Raw genomic sequence first — 16,839 nt, 5'->3', positions numbered from 1 at the left:
CAGCAGGCGGAGTGTCCGCCCAGTCGGCGGGAAGGGAGGTCGGTATGCGGGTAATAGGCCGGGAAGATCAGGAGCAGCGCGAGCGCGCGATGTTGGCGGAAGATGCGGCGCTGGCCGCCGAGTCGGAGGGACGCGACCGCTCGACGGCGCCCGATGCGTTGCGTACCGATTACCAGCGCGACCGCGACAAGATTCTGCACTCGAAGTCGTTTCGGCGGCTCTCCCACAAGACCCAGGTGTTCCTCGCCTCGGAGGGCGACCACTTCCGCACGCGGCTCACCCACACCTTGGAAGTGGCGCAGATCGCGCGCACCATCACGCGGGCACTCGGGTTGAACGAGGACCTCACCGAGGCCATCTCCCTCGGTCACGACTTGGGCCACACCCCCTTTGGACACACGGGCGAGGCGGCCCTTGCCGGGGCGCTCGCACGCCATAGGGGCATCGACCCGGCAAGCCCGCAGGCGGCGCGTCTGTACCGCCACAACGAGCAGTCGGTACGGGTGGTGGAGCGCATCGAGAACGGCGGCGCGGGACTGAACCTCACCGCGGAAGTGCGCGACGGCATCCTGAACCACACGGGGAACTTGCGCGCCGAGACCTTGGAGGGGCGCATCGTGGCCACGGCCGACCGCATCGCCTACGTGAACCACGACATCGACGATGCCATCCGCGCGGGCATCCTGCGCGAGGCCGACCTGCCCGAGGCGACTCACCGCGTGCTCGGCGCCGACCACTCGGCCCGCATCGAGACGCTCGTGCGCGACATGGTGGAAACGTCGGCTGCCGGGGGCGACATTCGCATGAGCCCGGCGGTGTGGGACGCCATGATGGAGCTGCGGGCCTTCCTGTTCGCCAACGTGTACACCGCCCCTCCCGTGATGGCCGAGGTGGAGAAGGCGACGCATCTCATCGCCGATCTGTTCGACTACTACGCCGCGCACATCGATGAGGTGCCGGCCGATTACCGCGCCATCTCCGACGGCGACGATTTGCGCGCGGTGACCGACTACATCGCCGGCATGACCGACCGCTTCGCCACAAGCACCTATCAGCGCCTGTTCATTCCCCACGCGCTGTCGTACTAGGGATGGGCGGCTATCGGTGCGAGCGGCCGTCTTTCAGGCGGCAGAGCTCGTAGGGGCGGCCCACGGCGCCGAAGCGGCAGGCGCGGAAGCACATGCCGCAGTGCCGGCAGCGCTCCTGGTCGATGGAGGGCACCCCGTTAGCGGCGGTGGCGAGGGCGCCGTGGGGGCAGATGCGCTGGCAGGCTCCGCAGCGGCAGCAGAGGCGCTTGTCGATGGCGTAGTAGGTCTGGCGCATGGCGGCTCCGATTCCTGCGGTGGTTAGGGCCGTATTTCGGGAGCGCCCGGGCCGCGGCCGTCGTCGGGGTTGTTGGGGCCGTCGGGGCTGTCGGTGCCGGCAGGGTAGTCGGAGCCGGCAGGTCCGCGGGGAATGCTGGGTTTGGCGCGCTGCTTCCAGAGCGCATCCATCAGGCGAGCGGCGGCAAGGCCGGCCAGGGTGCCCACGATGGCGCCGGCGAGCACGTCGGTGGGGTAGTGCACGTAGCAGTACATGCGCGAAAGCCCCATGAGCACGGCGGCCACGGTGACGCCGACGACGAGTCCTGCGGGCGCGGTGGGCCTGCGCGCGAACCAGAGGGCTGCCGCAGCGGCGAAAGCGGCCGTGGTGTGGCCCGAGGGGAACGACGAGCCGCTCGGCCGCGGCACGATCATGGCCACGGCGGCGTTCACGTCGCAGGGGCGCGGCCGCATGAGCAGGGGCTTGATGGTGAGGTTCGTCATCACCGCGCCGAGCGCCACGGCCACGAGCACGCCTGCGCCGGCCTTGCGGGTGCGGCGGAAGCACAGCAGCACGAGGCCGAGGAGAATCCACAGCTCGCCGTGGTTGCTCGTGCTGGTGAAGACCGCCACAAGCGGATCGAGCACGGGGTTGTGCCACGCTTGCATGGCATTCAGTATGGCCAGTTCGTTCACGGGTCTCCCTTCGTTCCCCTACAGCCTACCCGAGAGCGCCCCCGAGGGCAACTCCCGGTGCGGGCGGCGCCATCGCCGCATTGGGCGGCACGCTGGCTCTAGCCGGCTGCGCGCCGATGTCCCATGAGGAGGCGCAGGAGAAACGCAAGGCCGACGCGGCCGGGGGCGCCTCGGCCGGGATGGCGACCACGTCCATCGGCGAGGGGATGGGCAAGCACGGCACGTTCACCGTGGAGGTGTCCGCTAACGACGGTGGCATTTCCTGGAAGCACGACCTCATGCAGTTCGGCGGCCATAACATCAAGCGCTCTATCATCCCCATCACCCATTCTGGCTCCGAGATGACCACGAAGCTGACCGACCGCGCGAAGGCCATCGACGCCATCACGCTCATCGACAACACCCAGGCCACCGAGCTCGTTACCGACAGCACCGGTAAGGTCGTCGGCGTGAAAGTGAAAAACCCCGTCACCGGCGAGGAGGCCGAGGTGAAGTGCAAGGCCGTGGTGCTCGCCACCGGCGGCTTCGGCTCGAACGTCGATATGCGCGTGAAGTACAACTTCGAGATGGACGACAAGATCCTCTCCACCGACTCGGTGGCCGCCCAGGGCGACGGCATCGTCATGGCCGAGAAGATCGGCGCCGGCACCATCGATATGGAGTACATCCAGACCTACCCGGTGTGCGACCCCGAGACTGGCGCGCTTCTGTACGTGGGCGACGTGCGCCTGGAGAACTACGGCGTCCTCGTGAACAAGGAGGGCGACCGCTTCGTGCAGGAACTCGACCGCCGCGGCGTCATCGTGAAGGCCGACACGCTCGACGAGGTGGCCCAGGCCCAGGGCGTGGATGCTGAGGAGCTGAAGAAGACCGTGGATGCGTGGAACCGGTACTGCGCCGACGGCAAGGACCCCGACTTCGGCTACAGCGTCGAGATGAACACTATCGAGGAGGGCCCCTACTACCTCATGGCCTGCAAGCCCGCCGTGCACTACGCCATGGGCGGCCTGCACATCACGCCTAAGGCCGAGGTGCTCACTGTGGACGCGCAGGTCATTCCCGGCCTGTACGCCGCTGGCGAGGTGGCCGGCCACAAGATGGGCACGAACCGCCTCGGCTCCTGCTCTATGACCGATATCTACACCTTCGGCCGCATCGCCGGCAAGAACGCCGCGAGCTACGCGAAGTAGGCGTTCTCGGTAAAAGATCGGTAACTAAGTTGGCGGGGCGCCCTTCTCGGGACGCCCCGCTTTGGCCTATGCGCTATAGTGGGACGCGCTTACCCGGTGGGGCTGCCCCATGTTCAGGAACGCGGGACAGCCCCACCGGTAAGCGCGCCCCCCGTTCGGGCGCCCCGTTTCGTTTCGGGCGGGTGGCGGCCCGCTTGCGAGGCTCGTTTTTGGGAAAGGAAGGTGCGCGGTGGAAAACCCCGCTCTGATCGGCGTACTCGTGGCCTTGGTGGTGCCGTTTCTGGGGAACACTCTGGGCGCGGCGCTCGTGTTCCTCATGCGCCACGGCATGTCCGAACGGTTCACGAAGGCACTTCTGGGCTTCGCGGCCGGCGTGATGATCGCCGCCAGCGTGTGGAGCCTCATCACCCCCGCCCTCGAGGCGTCCGAGGGAGGTCCGGTGCCCGCATGGCTGCCCGCGGCCGTGGGCTTTCTCGGCGGCATGCTCCTGCTTTTGGCTATCGACCACTTCACGCCGCATTTGCACGTGGGCTCCGACGAACCGGAGGGCCCGGCTTCTACGTTGAAGAAGCCGGCGATGATGATGGCGGCCCTGGCCATCCACAACCTGCCCGAGGGCATGGCCGTGGGCGTGGTGCTCGCGGGCTTTCTGGCGGGGGACGCGACCATTACGCTGTCGGCCGTGGTGGCGCTGTCTGTCGGCATCGCCATCCAGAACGTGCCCGAGGGCGCCATCGTGTCGCTGCCGCTGACGACCAACGGCCTCTCGCGGCCCCGCGCCTTTGCGGCGGGCACCCTGTGCGGCGCGGTGGAACCAGCCGGCGCGATGCTCATGCTGGCCATCACAGGGCTCGTGACTCCTCTTCTGCCCTACGTGCTGGCCTTCGCTGCCGGCGCCATGATGTACGTGGTCACCGAGGAGCTCATCCCCCAGACCCAGCAGGGTCGCCACACCAACATCGGCACCATCGGCGTGGCCCTCGGCTTCGTGCTCATGATGGTCTTGGACGTGGCCCTCGGGTAGCGAAGTCTCGGGTGCCGCTGGTCTTCAGTGCACAAAGCAGCTACTGCGCATTTCGTCGCCTTAGGAAGGGGGGAGTCTCGCGATCCTCTGGCCCAGCTGGAGTATCTCCATGTCGTGACGGCGAGAGGGCAAGGAAATCGCACGGGCCGGCTCCACGCATGGACTCGTAGGGGCTTACGTTTTCGGAGGCCGCCGCTCCCGTCGATGTTTCCGCGGGCAGACGGGAAATCTCACCTGAAAACCCAAGTACGTCTTCAGATTCGGCAGCTGGCTCCCGTCCGCTGTTTCTGTAATGCTGCTTTTTGTGCAGCAAACTTCGCGAAATAGATGTCTGGTTTGTCGAAAAGGCCCATATTTGATCTATTGCGGCCCCGTTTCAGCGGTTTTTCACTAGGCCGAGTCTATCTTGCAGAGTTTAGTGGCCAAATTTAGGAAATAGAGAATCAGACCTTTTCCGCGCAGAAGAGCGGGCCGTAGAAACCAGGCGCACTGAAAAGCGCCCGTCCCGGAGGACGAGCGCTTGAGCGGGCCCGAGGGCCGTTCGAAAACATGCGGGCCTCCGTCGGCCGTCTAGCCCCGCCATCGCGCACGAGCACTTCGGGGCCGGGGGCTGCCACCGTGCACGAGCACTTCAGAGCCGGAGCTGCCGCCGCGCACGAGCACTTCGGAGCCGGGGCCCGCCACCGTGCGCCGCTGCCCCTAGCCCGCGAGCATCGGCACCGCATACAGCAGGGCCACCACGATACAGGCAGCGGTTACCACGATCTTCCACGCGCGGTACTCGCGATCCATCTTCGCGGCCTCTTCGGCGCCGGGCACCTCATCGGCGCCGGGCAGGGCCTCAGCCACCGATACCGGCTCGGGCTTGCCGTAGCGGCTCTGGCAGATGAAGAACACCGCCAGCCCGATCACGCACCAGGCAGCGCCCACCACCAAAGGCTCGGTGCCCAGCTGGCTCATCATGACGGCGTAGATGACGATAGACACCGGCACGCCCACGGCCACGCCCGGCACGCGGAAGGGTCGGGCGAGATCGGGCATGCGCCGGCGCAGTCCCAAAGCCGCCGCGATGCCGATGATGTAGTAGAACAAGTCGGCGAACAGCGACAGCGACGCGATGAAATCCAGGGTGGAGGTGGCCACGAGCAGGATGGACAGCGCTCCCAGGGCGATGATGGCCACATACGGCGTGCGGAAGCGCGGGTGCACTTTCGCGAACACGCGGGGCATGGCGCCGTCGCGGGCCATGGTGAACAGGTAGCGCGGCGGGACGGCGATGGAAGCGTTCAGGGTGGAGAAGTCGCCGCCGAAGGCCACGCCCAGGGCCAGAAGCAGCAGCGGCAGCCCTAGAATGCCCGCCGACATCATGGCCTCGGCGTAGGGCGCGGCCGCCTCGGCCAGGCCGGGGATGGCCTCTACCGGCGTGATGCCCACGAGGAACCACTGGAAGGCCCCGTTCACGGCGAAGATGATGAAGGGCGCGAGCTTCAAGGCCCGGGGGATGTTGATAGAGGGGTAGCGAATTTCCTCGCCCATGCCGCAGCAGGTCTCGAAGCCGGCGAAGCACCACCAGATCATGGCCACGGCGGCGATGAACCCGAATGCGTCCATGGAGCCTAAGAAGGTCGGCGCGGTCACAAAGGTGGGCAGGCTCACCTCGGGGATCATGGTGAGGAACCAGATGACGGCCACGCCCCAGAAGAAGAACATGAAGCCGTTCTGCAAGCGACCGGTGATCTGCACGCCGCGCACGTTGGTGACGATGAACAGCACGAGCGCGATGCAGGCCAGCACTACGTCGGGGACGGGCAGCTCGATGCCGATGGCAAGAAAGACGGTCTTGAAATAGTAGGCGAAGGCCAGCGACTCGCCGCCGGTCACGGCCACGAGCGAGATGATGAAGTTCCAGCCGGCGAGCATGCCCAAGGGTCGGCCGAGTCCCAGGCCCGCGTACTGGTAGGTACCGCCGGCATAGGGGAGGGCCGCGCCCATTTCCGCGTACAGTAGCGCCGGGTAGATGGAGACGAGCATCGCCACCAGGGTGGCAATGATGACCGATGGGCCCATGAGGCCGACGATGTTGCCGCCGGTGGTGAACAGGCCCACCCCGATGACGGTGCCCACGGTGATGGTGACGGCCTCGCGCAGACCGAATTGGCGGCGCAGAGTAGGGGGCGTGGCGGCAGGATTGTTGTCGTCGTAAGGTGCGCTCATGGCAGGCTCCTCTCGCGAGCGGGCGAAGCGCGTTGCCGGGGCGTGCGACGGGCGCCCCGGCAACGTGGCACCGACGGTCCGTCAATGCGCCCCATACTATAGTACTCTACTGTAATAAAGTAAAGAAACGAACTCAGGTTTAACCGCAGCGCCTCTTAGTTCACGGCCAGACTACGGCTCCCCCCATGTTCCGTGACAAGGAGCCGTCGCGCCGCGCCGGCCTGCGCGCGAGCGCGTAGGCTCCTTCTTACACCCCGTGCGCGTTCGCGCGGGGAAATTCCACGCGACTAAGGAGCCCACCATGGCAGAGACAACTCCGTCCTTTACCGTGACCATGAACGACGGCGCGAAGGGCGCCGCGCCCGCCCAGCCGGTGCCCGAGCCGGCCAGCAAGGCGATGACCTGGACAAACGGCAAGCAGACCGTCAAGTACACCACCACCGCCGAGCTGCTGCCGTTGCACACCGACGACGGCGAGCTCATTGGGCACATGTTCGCCCTGTCCTACGTCAGCGACGAGAAGGACAAGACCGACCGCCCCGTCACCTTCTGCTGGAACGGCGGCCCGGGCGGCTCGTCGGCCATGGTGAACATCGGCGGCCTCGGCCCGCGCCGCGTGCCCATCAACAGCTTGAGGCAGCTGCCCTGTCCCACGGCACCCGAGGATAACCCCTATTCGCTGCTGCCCACCACCGACCTGGTGTACCTGGACGCCATGGGCACCGGCTACTCCCAGGTGGCCAAGGACTACGACCCGAAGAAGGTTTGGGGCGTCGACGGCGACGCGGATGCCTTCATGCGCGGCATCGCCCAATGGCTCACTGCCCACGAGCGCTGGAATACCCCGCTGTACCTCTATGGCGAGTCCTACGGCACCATGCGCAACTCGGTGCTCATGCGCGTCCTCGGCGAGCGCGGCATTGCGCTCACGGGCGTCATCGAGCAGTCCTCCATCTTGGACTACGCGCCCACCCTGGCCGGCAACGACCTGTACTACATGGGCATGCTGCCGGTGTACGCCGCTACGGCCAACTACTTCGGGAAGGCCGGCGCCGGCGTGGACCAGTTCGCGTGGTTTGACAAGGCGTGGAAGTTCGTGGACGAGAAGTACGGCCGCGCCCTCATTGCGAGCGATTCCATCACCCCGGCCGAGGAGCACGAGCTGGCCGTCGAGATGAGCGAGCTGATCGGCCTGCCCGCGGAGTTCATCGAGAAGCGCCATCTGCGCATCGAACTGGACACCTTCCGCAAGAACATCATGGCCGATGAGGGCCTGTTCTGCGGCCGGTATGACACCCGCTTCACCGAGCCGGCCTACATGGACGTCCAGGGTGACAACGAGTTCTTCGCCGGTGAGGATCCCTCGGGCGACGCCATCATGACCCCCGACCAGTCCGCGTGGATGAAGCTCGTGCAAGAAACTGGCTTTAAGGGCTCGTCCATCAACATGCTGTTGTCCATGAAGGTGAACGAGGAATGGAACTGGACCCACCAGGCCCCCGGCACCATGGGCAGCCCCGTGTGCCCGAACACCGCCTACGACATGGGCACCGCCCTGCGCCGTAACCCGTTCTGCCGAGTGCTGTTCTTCGGCGGCATCCACGATGCGGCCACGCCGTTCTGGAACGTGAAGCACTCCATTTCCAAGATGTTCATGCCCGCCTCCATCACGGACCGCATCGAGTACAAGGTGCACGAGAACGGGCACATGGCCTACGAGGACCTGCCCACGTTGGAGAAGATGATTCCCGAGCTGGAGGCCTTCTACGCGAAGCGCCACGAGGCCTAAGGGGCTGGCGCGGCGTCTTCGCGCTGTGCACCGTCCCGGACTCGGGGCTGCGCCTGCGAGTAGCTGCCTGAGAAGGGCCGCCGACCGGCAAAGAGGTCGACGGCCCTTTTTGGCGGGCGCGGCATATCCGCAAAGCGGGCACGCAGGTGCATGGGGTCGCACGAGCGCCTGTGCGACGGGTGGAGGCGGTTCGGGGCCGTGGCCGGGGGTAGTTCGGGCTTTCCCTTAACGCTCGCGGACCCAGTGCTCGCTCTCGTCGTACCACATGAACAGCTCGTAGACGCGCAGGCTCGGGGCCATGATATAGGTTTCCGGGGAGAAGCCGAAAGCGGGGCTCGTGCCGTTCATCACACTGGTTCCGAGAAGCATTTCGGCCGTGGCCTGGCTGCGGCGGCAGTCGGCGGCGATGCGAGCCGCCTCGGCGGGATGCTCTTCGAGCCACATCTCGGCCTGGGCTTCCACGTAGGGCATTTCACCGAGCAGGGCCTCGCGGCGCAGTTCGCGCAGTTCGTCGATGCGGTCGTAGTAGTCGATGCGCACGCGCGGGGTGCGCACCCCTTCGGTCACGTAGAGGCGCACCAGCTCCATGGGCATGCGCTGGGCCAAATCGTGCAGGGCCGTGCTGAACTCGCGGGATTTTCGCCAGGTGGAACGGGCGAAGGCAACTTCCGTCGTCGTCATGAGGGCTCCTCGGGGTCGTTTGAGCTGCGTTTGAAGCCAACGCGTCCACTATAGCACGCTCGAAACGCGTATTCTGGCTTGAAAAACACGACTTTGGGACGGAAAACGGCACAAAAGAGGTGTCTCCGTATTACAGCGGCGGCATTTTCCCAGGTAGCGTATGACAAGGAAGCGGAAAGGGCGCTCGTGTGGTACCAAGGTCGTGCTTTCCAAGCCAAAAAAACCGAAATCCAGCACGCGATGGCTGGATTTCGGCAGGGAGGGCTGGGAAGTGAATCGCAGAGGGCGCGTTTTCGAGAGCACCCCTTCGCGACGAGGCGGGCAGCTCGCCTTAGGCAGCGCCGGCCAGCAGCTTGGCCACGTGGCGGCCCTCAACGGAGCTGCGGCCGCAGGCCACGCCCACGATGTACTCGGGGTAGTTGCCGCTGAAGAAGCTGCCGGATACGTCGCCGGCCGCATAAAGGCCCTCGATGACGTTCAGCTCAGGATCGAGCACCTGGCAGTTCTCGTTGATGCGCAGGCCGTCGATGGTGGTGAGCAGGCTTCCGCCGAACCAGCAGCCGTAGAAGGGTGCCTGGCGAATGGCGGACAGGCGGTAGGCCTCCTTGCCGAAGTCCTCGTCCACCTGCTTGTCGAAGAACCCGTTGTAGCGCTCTACCTCGGCGAGGAAGTTTTCCTTATCCTGGTTGGCGAAACCGAGCATATCGGCCAGCTCCTCCAAGGTGTCGGCCTTCATGAGAATGCCGGACTCCTGGGAGGCGGCGGTGTACTCGTCGAAGGTCATGCCCATCTCGATGTAGGGCACCACGCGCGAGCAGCCCACGGTCTCGAAGCGCACCATGTCGTCCATCATGTTGGCGTCGTACACCTGGCACCACACGCCGCCGGGCTGGTAGGTGGCGGCAAAGCAGACGAAGTCGTAGGGGGTGGACTCGTTGGCGAAGCGCTGGCCGCGGCGGTTCACCTTCATAAAGGGCTGGCTGCCGATGTTCTCCTGGAAGATGTTGCCGCGGAAGACCGCCGCTTCGTCCGTACCCTCGTAGCCGGCATCGACGCCGGGGGCCACCGCGCCGCGGTCGAAGATCATGGGAGCGGCATCGATGTCCTTAGAGGCTCCGGCCCAGATTCCTGCCCGAATGCCGTCGCCGGTGCAGGTGGGGTTGAAGCTGGAAGCGGTGCAGCAGGCCACGGCGGCCGGCTGAAGGGCGCGCATCATGACGGGGTTGGCCGCATAGCCGCCGGTGGCCAAAAGCGTGTTCTTGGCGTTGATCTGCTTGTAGCCGTCCTTGGTCTTGAAGATGGCACCGGTCACCGTGCCCTCGCCGTGGAGCAGTTTCACCATCTCATGCTCGAAGAGGATGTCGTGGCCCTGGCCGGAAAGCCGCTCGGCGATGACGTCGTTGCGGGTCGGCGGTACGTAGGAGGGCTCCCACAGGTGCTGCACATAGGGGACGTAGTAGTCAGTGCCCCCGGTGGCGTGGGCGGGCGGCATATCCAGCATGACCTCCTTGCCCTGATCCTTCATGACCTCGGTGACCCAGTCCACGTACTCGGCGCTCTCGTCGATCCACATTTTGATGAGCTTCTGGTTGCACTTGCCCGAGGCATAGCGCGTCAGCTCGTTCAGAAGCTTCGGCTTGTTGATTTCCACGTTGTTCGCCTTGGCGTAGGCCGTGTCGACTCCGCCCAGGTACTCGCGGGTCTCGGGCACCTGGTTCGCCTTGTCGCAGATGATGAAGTTCAGTCCCAAGTCGGCCGCGGCGCCGGCGGCGGCCAATCCCGCCGTACCCGCGCCGATGATGAGGAAGTCGGTGTCCAGGGTCTCTGCGATATCGCCCTCGGCGACCTCCGGCTCAGTGCCGAGCCAATCGGATGCGGCCGCAGCATCGGTTGCCGCACCTGTTTCGCCGAGGCTCTTCTCGGCGGGAGCACTCGGAGCGCAGCCCGCAAGGCCCAGGGCGCCGACGACGGCGGCTCCGGCGGCCCCGAGGCCGAGGAAATCGCGGCGATTCATGCTCATGGTTTTGTTGCTCATTGGTCCCTCCTGTCGGTGATACTCGGGCGCGCCGCTCTCCTGCCGCTTCGTCACGAACGGGCGGGGCGAAGCGCGCGACGCAAGGGCACCATAGGAAAATGCGAGGGCGCTATCTATCGCCCTCTGGCGGCGATTGGAGAAATCACCCTTCTGAGGTGATGCCGTTATCAGGGCTTTTCGCGAAGGGCGGGGGAGGGACAGCGGTATACTCTTCCGAGGAAAATTCACGTGGCGGTATTCGCGCTGCGTGGCAGCCTGTTTGTTTTCGCGGAGTCGGGGGGGGAATTTGGTGAAGAGCGTGACGGCTCGGGGGAGAGCCTTGGCATCGCTGGGATATATCGAATCTGCTTTCAAACTGCGCTATATGGGCATCGGGCTCGTTTGGGCGTGGCTGTACTGCTCGTATTCCACCTCGGCGCTGTTTTCCGAGCGCCAAGGGCAGTCCATAAACGCCGACGCGTCGTGGCTCGCCTCGGCTGCGGCGGTGGTGATCGTGTTTCTCGTCGGCGGTATGGCTCTCAGCCGGATTCCCCGAACCTCGTCGCTGTGGCTTCCCTTGCGCCTGGCAGCGCCGCTGCTGATGGCGGTTGGCACGATCCTCTCCTATCTGGGGGTGGGCGCTCCGATGCTTTCGGGCGCAGGCGGATTGCTGACGGGCGTGGGCTACGCTCTGCTCAGCTTGCTGTGGGCCCAGGCCCTCATGGTGCTCGACATCGAGGAGATGGAGGTCGCCATTCCCCTCTCTTTTATAGTGATCGTGCCGTGCGTAGTGGTCTTTCCCCACCTGCGGGGCTTGTCGGGGCTGGCGGCCACGGTGCTGCTGCCCTTGGCGTCGGGGGTACTGCTTCTGCTGTGCGCCCGCGACGGCGAGGCGGGGGAACGGGCCGAGGGCTCCTCGCACAAAGGGGATCTGCCGTGCGCCGAGTTTTGCGTGGATGGGAATCGCGCTGCGCGAATCCCGATCGAGCGATCGTGGCGCGTCTATCTTCTCCGTGTAGTTCTCGTGCTGGCGGTTCTCTATGTGTCGGTGGGTTGGCTCTCCTCGCTTGCGGAAACGCGCGACGGTCTTCACGAGCTCGTTGATTTCGATGTCGCCATGCTCCTCTCTAGCTTGGCCAGCGTGGCTTTGGGGGTGGCCATCGTTTTCTTCTCGAAGAAGGTGAGCTTCTCGGGCCTGTTCCGCTGGGCGGTGCCCTTCGCCGTGGTGACGCTTGTGTTGCGCGAGATGCCGGGTTTGTGGCCGGGATTCGCCGCCAGTGCCATTGGGGAGACCTTCGATTCGCTCATCCAGGTGCTCGTCTATCTCTTCGCGCTGACGCTCGCCAAACAGGGGAAGGTGCCGGCAGCCCTGGGCGTGGGACTGCTCAACGGCGCGGTGCAGGCGGGGGTGCTCGTGGGAAACGTTGGCGGCGAGCTGTGCGTTGCCGCGGGCGTGCCGCTTACCACGGTGGGACTGCTGCTCATCTGCCTGGTCTCGTTTGCCGGCGTCGTGGCGCCTTCCGGCGAGCCGACCGAAGATGCCGATCAGCTTGTCGGGGCGAACGCGGTGGAGCGTGCGCTGATGGAAGGCTGCCTGCGCCTGCAGGAGCGCTTCGGTCTGTCCGATCGCGAGACCGAGATAGCGTTTCTCCTGGCTCAGGGCCGCAGTCGCCCCTATATTCGCGAGAAGCTGTTCATCTCGAAGAACACGGTGGCGACGCATATCAAGCACATTTACCAGAAGCTCGGCATTCATTCCAAAGAGGAGCTCATCGACTTGGTGACGGCGGTCGCTTCCCAAGGGTAGCGGCGCGTAGGCTTGGCCCCGCATCTTCGCAGCCTTCCGGGCTGCCGGTTGCAAAATACGCAGGGGCTATTCCGATAATCTGCATAGCCGATTCCCTTTGTGAATTGCGCGAAAGGGGGCCGCGCGGTTACTATGGTCTCAAGAGGAAAAGCGGACGTGCCGCGCCGAGGGCGCTGGCCTTAAACGAAGGAGACCCTTGTGGACAGCAAGCGCGTTATCGAAGTGAAGAGGAACATCCTGGCCGCCAACGACGAGGCCGCCGACGCCTTCCGCGCCGCGCGGGCCGAGGACGGCACGTTCTTCGTGGACGTGATGGCGAGCCCGGGCGCCGGCAAGACCACCATCCTGCTCGCCATCATCGCCGAGCTGCGCGGCCGCGGCGTGGAGGCGCTCGGCGTCATCGAGGCGGACCTCGAGAGCGACGTGGATGCGCTCAAGATCAAGGAGGCCGGCGTGGAGTCGGTGGAGCTGAACACCCGGGGCGTGTGCCATGTGGAGATGGGCATGGTGGAGATGGCCTTCGAGGCCTTCGACGGCTCGCGGTTCGACTACCTGTTCCTGGAGAACATCGGCAACCTCGTGTGCCCGGCCGACTTCGACACCGGGGCCCACACCCGCGTCATGCTGCTCTCGGTCCCCGAGGGCTGGGACAAGGTCATGAAGTACCCGCCCATGTTCGCCGCCGTGGACGCCCTCATCGTCACCAAGTGCGATTATCTGCCCTTAAACGAGGACTTCGACATGGACCGCCTCAAGGAACAGGCGCGTCTGCTGAACCCCGCGCTCGACATCTTCGTCACTTCCGCCCGCACCGGCGAGGGCATCCCCGAGCTGGTGGACTGGCTTCAGGCCCAGCGCGCCGCGAAGGTGAAATAGCGTCTCCGGCACTCCGCGGCTTAGCCGAAGAGGAGCTGCAGGAAGTCGATGTGCTTCTGCAATCCCTCATAGATGAAATCGGTGCGTCCGTACATGGAGGGGTTCTCGTCGAGTAAGTCGGTGGCCCATTCGGGAAAGCCCGCCAGCTTGTCGAAGTCGAGCCAGGAGGTGTCGCTCGCAAGGCGCAGCTGCCGATCGGCGTCGTCGTAGAAGGGGCGATGGCGCCGCCTTCGATGACCCTGCAGAACACGCCCTCGCGGGGCATGATGCAGTCGCCCACCTGGTGGTAGATGGCACAGTGCGCTGGCGCTGAGGCGGGCACGACAGAGCTGATGCATATGGCTTGGGCGCACCTTGCGAACTATTGCAATTTCTGACCTGGTATTATGTTAGAAAATGTTAGAATGTTAGAAAAAGTTAGAATATGTTAGAAACCAATCCAGGGGAGACGGTCGTGAAACTTGACTTTCAGGCCGGTTTCACGAATCTTGCGCTCCTTCTCTCGGATCAGTGCCCCTCCTTTCTCAAAGCGGCCGCCTTTGACGATGACGAGCGCAACGCCTTTCTGGAACGCGAAGAGTACACCGGATCCCTTTTGGCCCAGCTCGATAGCGCCTATGAGTTCCTTGAGTCGCACAACAAGTTCAAGACGCGCTACGATGGATTGGAGCGCGTGGACTTCGACGACTATCCGTCGACGGCATTGCGGGAGGCGCTGGTGAATGCCGTGGCCCATCGCGAGTATGCCCTTTCCGGTCCAACGTTGGTGAGCGTTATGCCGTCTCGCATCGAGATCGTGACGCTCGGCGGTCTGGTGCCGGGGATCACCTTTGCAGATCTGACTGCTAACATATCAGTTCCAAGAAACAAGTTGCTTGCCTCGGTCTTGTATCGCCTGGGAATTATCGAGGCATGGGGGACGGGCATTGGCCGGATGCGATCGGCCTACGAGGGGCGGCCCGCGGCAGTCGAGCTTTCGGTCACACCCAATACCTTCACCGTGGCACTGGCCAACAGAAACGCGAGGAGGCTCGGTAATGTGCCAGTGGGAGAGCTGACGCGCGACGAAATTGCCGTGGCCCGCGCCATTGCGGAGGGCGAGACGACGCGAAGCGCCCTTCAAGAGGCGGCGGGCTTTTCCCAGACCAAGACCATCAACGTGCTCAACGACCTTATCGACAAGGGGATCGTTGTAAGGGAGGGCGGTACGCGAAATGTGAGGTACCTTCTGAAATGATAAGGTGAGTTGCCCAGGCGAAAATTGAGCCCCGAGTCGGACTGCTGGCTCGGGGCATTTTCGGAGAGCACTGACCTAGAGGGCGGCGTGCTTCTCATCGCTGAGGGCTCGCCTCCAGCTTACTGCGCGATTTCGATGGCGTCGCCGGGGGCGATGGTACCGCCTTCGATGACCTTGCAGAACACGCCCTCGCGGGGCATGATGCAGTCGCCTACCTGGTGGTAGATGGCGCAGTGGGCGTGGCACTGCTTGCCGACCTGAGTCAGCTCCAGCACCGCGTCGCCGCAGGCGAAGCGCGTGCCGATGGGGAGGCTCTTCAAGTCGAAGCCCTCCACGACGATGTTCTCGCCGAAGGAACCGTGGCCCACGTCGGCCCCGCGCGCCTTGAAGGCTTCGATCTGCTCGTAGGACAAAAGGCTCACCTGGCGGTGCCACGGCCCGCCGTGGGCGTCGCCCTCGATGCCCCAATCGGGCTTCAGCTCGATGGCGTCCTGTTCGGTTTTCTGGATTCCCTTGATGCTGCTCGTGCATACGGCTTTGACAACGCCCATGATGCACCTTTCTCGCTGGCGACAGGCCGTGCGCCACTCTCGACCCGCCCGGTGCATTGGACATATCCCCGGCCCGCTGCACGACGAGAGGGGGAAACTTCGGCGCGGGAAAATTCTAGCGAATTCCTGGAATATTCGCAAGGGAGAATAATAGGGCCCGCACACCTATCCGCACAGTCCGCAAGCCACAAGCAATATCACGAGAAAGGCCACGTTCAGCAGGGTGAACAGACCGAGAAAGCGGCCAGTTGACAGCTCGGGCACGTCGCGCGTTTGGGGAAACACCTTGCGCACGCTGGTGAAATGCTGAAGGGTGATGAGGCTGGCGAGCGAGCCCACAAGGGTGCCCGCGCCGCCGATGTTCACGCCGACGAGCAGAGGCTGCCACGCGTCCGTGAAGTGCGACAGCAGCACGGCGGCGGGCACGTTGCTGATGACTTGGCTTGCGCCGGCGCTAATAATGAGGCCGTGATCGTCCATGAGCGGGCCGAGGATGGCCGCCAGCTCGGGAATGCGGGCCAGGTTCCCCGCGAACACGAAGAAGCAGGCGAAGGTGGCGAGCAGCGACCAATCCACGGCGGCCAGCGCCCGGCGGTCGAGTGCGGCGAGGGTTGCCGCCACTGCCGCGACGGCCACGGCGATGGGCAGGACGCGGAACACGGCCAGCAGCGTGAGGGCCAGCAGCACGCCGTAGGCGCCGAGACGACGGCGACTGAGCGGCATGGGACGGCGAGGGACGGGCGCGGTTGCGGGTTCGGCGGCGGCCCCGATGGCGGCACGAGCCGCAGGTGTCGAGGAGGCGGGAGCCTTCGCCGTGGTTATGCCCCGGGTCGCCTCCGCGCTTGCCTTCTTCCTGCCGGGTCGCCCTGCGAGCCACCAAGTAGCGGCAACGACGCCGACCACGGATACGGTGAAGGGAAGCGCCATGGTGCGCAGGAAGTCGCCGAGGTGCAGCCCGTAGTACGAGTACAGGTACAGGTTCTGCGGATTGCCGAAGGGCACGATCATGCCGCAGAGGTTCGCCGCCAGGCTCTGCAACACGAAGACGGCCGGTATCAGCCGTGCCCGCCCCGCGCCCACGAGGGTGGCGGCCGACAGCGGCAGCATCATGATGAGGGCCATGTCGTTGGTGGCCACGCACGAGAGTGCCGCTGTGGTGAGTACGAGCGCAAGCGCAAGGGATCGCGGGCTCCCGAATCGCGCGATGACGGTTCGGGCCGCGCGGTCGAAGGCGCCCATGAGCCTGAGAGCGCTCGCTACGGCCAACACGCAGAACAGGCAGCCGAGCGTCTTCCAGTCGAAATATCCCCAATACGCGCTGTCGGGCGGCACCGCCACCATGGAGGCTACCGCCGCCACGGCCGACACCGCAAGCACGGCATGCTCGCGCAGAAACGCGATGGGGGATAGCGGCTTCAAGGGACGGCCTTTCAACGGGAGTTTGCCAGCGTCGGTCAGT

The 16,839-nt window shown here is 65.0% G+C and carries 14 protein-coding genes and 1 pseudogene; 7 read left to right on the top strand and 8 right to left on the bottom strand.

The window, feature by feature from the left end; all coding sequences use genetic code 11:
- The first annotated feature begins 44 nt into the window (after positions 1-44).
- Complete coding sequence (locus F8D48_RS05010; RefSeq protein WP_151430186.1) at positions 45-1,088, top strand: deoxyguanosinetriphosphate triphosphohydrolase; 1,044 nt, start codon at positions 45-47, stop codon at positions 1,086-1,088.
- 10 nt (positions 1,089-1,098) lie between these two features.
- Here F8D48_RS05010 and F8D48_RS05005 read toward each other — a convergent pair whose 3' ends face one another.
- Positions 1,099-1,323, bottom strand: coding sequence for a 4Fe-4S binding protein (locus F8D48_RS05005; RefSeq protein ID WP_151430185.1), 225 nt, complete (start codon positions 1,321-1,323; stop codon positions 1,099-1,101).
- Between the two features lie 23 nt (positions 1,324-1,346).
- Complete coding sequence (locus F8D48_RS05000) at positions 1,347-1,997, bottom strand: phosphatase PAP2 family protein (RefSeq protein ID WP_151430184.1); 651 nt, start codon at positions 1,995-1,997, stop codon at positions 1,347-1,349.
- A 65-nt stretch (positions 1,998-2,062) separates the two neighbouring features.
- Between F8D48_RS05000 and F8D48_RS04995 the strand changes: the two are divergent.
- Both F8D48_RS04995 and F8D48_RS04990 read left to right on the top strand, forming a co-directional pair.
- Positions 2,063-3,187, top strand: a pseudogene (locus tag F8D48_RS04995) (FAD-dependent oxidoreductase); the annotation flags it as partial.
- 229 nt (positions 3,188-3,416) lie between these two features.
- Positions 3,417-4,211, top strand: a complete 795-nt coding sequence (locus tag F8D48_RS04990; RefSeq protein ID WP_240806235.1) for a ZIP family metal transporter — start codon at positions 3,417-3,419, stop codon at positions 4,209-4,211.
- Between the two features lie 699 nt (positions 4,212-4,910).
- Here the strand turns inward: F8D48_RS04990 and F8D48_RS04985 are convergent.
- Positions 4,911-6,425: an APC family permease gene (locus F8D48_RS04985; RefSeq protein ID WP_151430182.1), complete on the bottom strand. Its 1,515-nt coding sequence runs from the start codon at positions 6,423-6,425 to the stop codon at positions 4,911-4,913.
- Positions 6,426-6,726: 301 nt separating this feature from the next.
- Between F8D48_RS04985 and F8D48_RS04980 the strand changes: the two genes are divergently transcribed.
- Positions 6,727-8,214, top strand: a complete 1,488-nt coding sequence (locus F8D48_RS04980; RefSeq protein ID WP_205717325.1) for a S10 family peptidase — start codon at positions 6,727-6,729, stop codon at positions 8,212-8,214.
- A 225-nt stretch (positions 8,215-8,439) separates the two neighbouring features.
- On the opposite strand, the gene F8D48_RS04975 is transcribed toward F8D48_RS04980, so the two are convergent.
- Together F8D48_RS04975 and F8D48_RS04970 are read right to left on the bottom strand one after the other, a co-directional pair.
- Positions 8,440-8,895 carry a hypothetical protein gene (locus F8D48_RS04975; protein WP_151430181.1) on the bottom strand — a complete coding sequence of 152 codons (456 nt, stop codon included), beginning with the start codon at positions 8,893-8,895 and terminating at the stop codon, positions 8,440-8,442.
- A 331-nt stretch (positions 8,896-9,226) separates the two neighbouring features.
- Complete coding sequence (locus F8D48_RS04970) at positions 9,227-10,915, bottom strand: FAD-binding protein (RefSeq protein ID WP_240806234.1); 1,689 nt, start codon at positions 10,913-10,915, stop codon at positions 9,227-9,229.
- A 334-nt stretch (positions 10,916-11,249) separates the two neighbouring features.
- Between F8D48_RS04970 and F8D48_RS04965 the strand changes: the two genes are divergently transcribed.
- Complete coding sequence (locus F8D48_RS04965) at positions 11,250-12,716, top strand: response regulator transcription factor (RefSeq protein WP_240806233.1); 1,467 nt, start codon at positions 11,250-11,252, stop codon at positions 12,714-12,716.
- 198 nt (positions 12,717-12,914) lie between these two features.
- Complete coding sequence (gene hypB / locus F8D48_RS04960; RefSeq protein WP_151430179.1) at positions 12,915-13,592, top strand: hydrogenase nickel incorporation protein HypB; 678 nt, start codon at positions 12,915-12,917, stop codon at positions 13,590-13,592.
- 20 nt (positions 13,593-13,612) lie between these two features.
- Here hypB and F8D48_RS04955 read toward each other — a convergent pair whose 3' ends face one another.
- Positions 13,613-13,930, bottom strand: a complete 318-nt coding sequence (locus F8D48_RS04955; protein WP_170272727.1) for a hypothetical protein — start codon at positions 13,928-13,930, stop codon at positions 13,613-13,615.
- Positions 13,931-14,016: 86 nt separating this feature from the next.
- Here F8D48_RS04955 and F8D48_RS04950 point away from each other — a divergent pair, with 86 nt between their 5' ends.
- On the top strand, positions 14,017-14,829 hold the full coding sequence (locus F8D48_RS04950) for an ATP-binding protein (protein ID WP_151430177.1): 813 nt from the start codon (positions 14,017-14,019) through the stop codon (positions 14,827-14,829).
- A gap of 119 nt (positions 14,830-14,948) precedes the next feature.
- Here the strand turns inward: F8D48_RS04950 and F8D48_RS04945 are convergent, their stop codons facing one another.
- Together F8D48_RS04945 and F8D48_RS04940 are read right to left on the bottom strand one after the other, a co-directional pair.
- Positions 14,949-15,380 (bottom strand): MOSC domain-containing protein, encoded by a 432-nt coding sequence (locus F8D48_RS04945; RefSeq protein ID WP_151430176.1) that lies wholly within the window; start codon positions 15,378-15,380, stop codon positions 14,949-14,951.
- 165 nt (positions 15,381-15,545) lie between these two features.
- Complete coding sequence (locus tag F8D48_RS04940; protein WP_240806232.1) at positions 15,546-16,799, bottom strand: SLC13 family permease; 1,254 nt, start codon at positions 16,797-16,799, stop codon at positions 15,546-15,548.
- Positions 16,800-16,839: the final 40 nt, after the last annotated feature.

The organism is Adlercreutzia muris (assembly GCF_008831045.1).
Classification (GTDB): domain Bacteria; phylum Actinomycetota; class Coriobacteriia; order Coriobacteriales; family Eggerthellaceae; genus Adlercreutzia; species Adlercreutzia muris.
Note: the sequence above shows the minus strand (reverse complement) of the source record. Positions and strands in the feature narration are given on the sequence as shown.